This window comes from Nonomuraea sp. H19, assembly GCF_052068215.1.
Classification (GTDB): domain Bacteria; phylum Actinomycetota; class Actinomycetes; order Streptosporangiales; family Streptosporangiaceae; genus Nonomuraea.
In genome coordinates, this window is sequence record NZ_JBQHCV010000094.1 from 1 (window position 1) to 3,326 (window position 3,326).

The 3,326-nt window shown below is 68.7% G+C and carries 1 protein-coding gene; it reads right to left on the reverse strand.

Going from position 1 to position 3,326, the window contains the following annotated elements:
* Positions 1-3,326 (reverse strand): type I polyketide synthase (locus ACTMTI_RS56585; protein WP_441129355.1); only part of this gene is annotated, 3,326 nt, incomplete at both ends.

Consider the following 3,326-nt stretch of genomic DNA (forward strand, 5'->3'; position numbering starts at 1 on the left):
TTCGAGCCAGTAGTGGTGGTGTTGGAAGGGGTAGGTGGGCAGGTCGGTGGTGGTGGCGCCGGTGTTGGTGAAGAGGTTGTGCCAGGTGATGGGGGTGGTGGTGTGGGTGTGGGTGGTGGCGATGGCGTGGAGGAGGGTGTCGGGTTCCGGGTGGTTTTTGCGGAGGGTGGGGGTGAAGGTGGCGTGGGTGTGGGGGGTGTCGGGGGGGAGGTTGTGGGGGGCTATGGCGGTGAGGGGGGTGTCGGGGCCGATTTCGAGGTAGGTGGTGACGCCGGTGTGGTGGAGGTGGGTGATGGTGTTGGCGAATTGGACGCATTGGCGGGCGTGGTGGGCCCAGTGGGTGGGGGTGAGGGTGTGGGTGGGGGTGGCGGTGAGGTTGGTGATGAGGGGGGTGTGGGCGTGGTGGTGGGTGAGGGTGTGGGCGAGGGTGTTGAGGGGGGTGAGGATGGGGTCGAGGAGGGGGGAGTGGAAGGCGTGGGAGACGGTGAGGGGGCGGGTTTTGCGGCCTTGTTTGGTGAAGTGGTCGGTGATGGTTTTGATGTCTTGGGTTTTGCCGGAGATGACGGTGGAGGTGGGGGAGTTGATGGCGGCGATGGCGGTGTGGGGGGTGAGGTGGGGGGTGATTTCGTCGGGGGTGGCGTTGATGGCGGTCATGGCGCCGTTGGGGGGGAGGGTTTGCATGAGTTGGGCGCGTTGGGTGATGAGGGTGGCGGCGTCGGTGAGGGTGAGGATGCCGGCGGTGTGGGCGGCGGTGATTTCGCCGAGGGAGTGTCCGGCGAGGTAGTGGGGGTGGATGCCCCAGGTGTGCAGGAGGTGGGTGAGGGCGCTTTGGAGGGCGAAGAGGGCGGGTTGGGTGTAGGTGGTGTGGTTGAGGAGGGTGGCGTGGGGGGTGTGGGGTGGGGCCCACATGATGTCGCGGAGGGGGTGGTCGAGGTGGGGGTCGAGGGCGTCGCAGGCGTTGTTGAGGGCGGTGGCGAAGGTGGGGAAGGTTTCGTAGAGTTGGCGGCCCATGCCGGGGTGTTGGGCGCCTTGTCCGGAGTAGAGGAACGCGATTTTGCCTGGCCGGGCGCGGCCGGTGATGACCTGCACACCGGCCGGAACACCGCCGCTACCGCTACCGCTGCGGGCGAGGATGACGGCGCGTTGTTCGAGGTGGGCGCGGGTGGTGGCGGTGGATAGGGCGAGGTCGTGGAGGGGGAGGTCGGGGTGGGTGGTGAGGTGGTCGGCCAGGCGGGCGGCTTGGGCGGCCAGGCTGGTGTGGTCGCGGGCGGACAGGGTTACCGGGATCAGGGGTAGGGGCTGAGGGGCTTCAGCGCTCGTGCCCGTGCCGGTGTCGGTGCTGGTGCTTGTGGCGGCGTTTGTGGGTTGGTGGGGGGCTTGTTCGAGGATGAGGTGGGCGTTGGTGCCGCTGATGCCGAAGGAGGAGATGGCGGCGCGGCGTGGTTTGTCGGTGTGGTGGGGCCAGTTTTGGTGGTGTTGGAGGAGGCGGATCTGGCCTTGTTCCCAGTCGACGTGGGTGGTGGGGGTGGTGATGTGCAGGGTTTGCGGGAGGAGGCCTTCGCGGGCGGCCATGACCATCTTGATCACACCCGCCACACCGGAAGCGGCCTGCGAGTGCCCGAAGTTGGATTTGACCGACCCCAGCCACAAGGGGTCCGCTGGGTCTCGATCGCGCCCGTAGGTGGCCAGCAAAGCCTGTGCCTCGATCGGGTCGCCGAGTTTGGTGCCGGTGCCGTGGGCCTCGATCGCGTCGATGTCGCCCGGTGTCAGGCCGGCGTTGGCCAGCGCCTGGCGGATCACCCGCTCCTGCGAAGGACCGTTGGGGGCTGACAGGCCGTTGCTGGCACCGTCCTGGTTGACCGCCGATCCGCGGATCACGCCCAGCACCTGGTGGCCGTTGGCCTGCGCGTCCGACAACCGCTCCAGCAGCAGGATGCCGACGCCTTCGGAGAAGACGGTGCCGTCTGCCTCGTCGGAGAACGCCTTGCACCGGCCGTCCCGCGCCAGACCACGCTGACGGCTGAACTGAATGAACAGTTCGGGATTGGGGAGCACGGTCACGCCGCCTGCGAGCGCCAGAGCGCTTTCGCCTCTGCGCAGGGACTCGCAGGCGAGGTGGATGGCGACGAGCGAGGAGGAGCAGGCGGTGTCCACCGTCAGCGCGGGGCCTTCGAGGCCCAGGTTGTAGGCCACCCGCCCCGACATGACCGAACTGGACGTGCCCGTGACCAAGTAGCCTTCGACGTCGGCCGATGGTGACTCCGAACCGTACCCGGTGTGTGTTCCGCCGATGAAGACGCCGGTGGGGGTGCCACGCACCGTGCCCGGGTCGATCCCGGCCCGTTCCAGTACCTCCCAGGAGGTCTCCAGCAGCAGCCGCTGCTGCGGATCGATCGCGATCGCCTCACGCGGGCTGATCCCGAAAAAGCCCGCGTCGAACCCGGCCGCGTCCTTCAGGAACCCACCCTCACGCAGATACGTGGTCCCCACATGATCCGGATCCGGGTCATACAACGCCTCCAGATCCCAGCCCCGATCCTCAGGGAAAGAGGAGATCCCCGAACGGCCCTGCACGAGCATGTCCCACAGATCCTCCGGCGAGTTCACCCCGCCCGGGTAACGGCAGCTCATCGCCACGATCGCGATCGACTCCCCCGCACCCCCGCCCGCACCCGCTGACGTGGTCGTGGACGTGGTCGTGGTCGTGGTCGTGGCCCGCACCGGACCCGCCACCGTGCCGTTACCGGTGACCCGCTGCAGCAGGTGCGCCGCCAGAGCATCCGGCGTGGGATGGTCGAACACCAGCGTCGCGGGCAGCTTCATCCCCGCTGCCCGGCCCAGCCGGTTACGCAGCTCCACCGACGTCAGCGAATCGAAACCGAGATCCTTGAACGGGCGCCCGGCTTGGATCGCCTCACCCGAGGCATGCCCCAATACCGCCGCCGCTTCCCCGCACACCAGTTGCACCAGCAGATGTTCCTGCTCGGCCGTGGGCAGCCCCGCCAGCCGCCGCTCCAGCGCCGAGGTGTCGCCCGCCGCCTGTCCGGCGTGAGCGGCACGACGCGCGGGCGTGCGCGCCAGCCCACGCAACAGCGCCGGAACGCCGTCATGGCGGTTGCTCAGGGTGCGGATGTTGATGGGCAGGGGTAGCAGATGCGGCCGGGCGATGGCCAGGGCGGCGTCGAGGAGTTGGTTGCCCTGGGTGGTGGTGATGCGGTGGAAACCGGCTTGTTCGATGCGGGTGATGTCGGTGCTGGTGAGGTGGGCGCTCATGCCGCTGGGCTGGTGCCACAGCCCCCAGGCCAGGGCTTGAGCGGGCAGGCCGG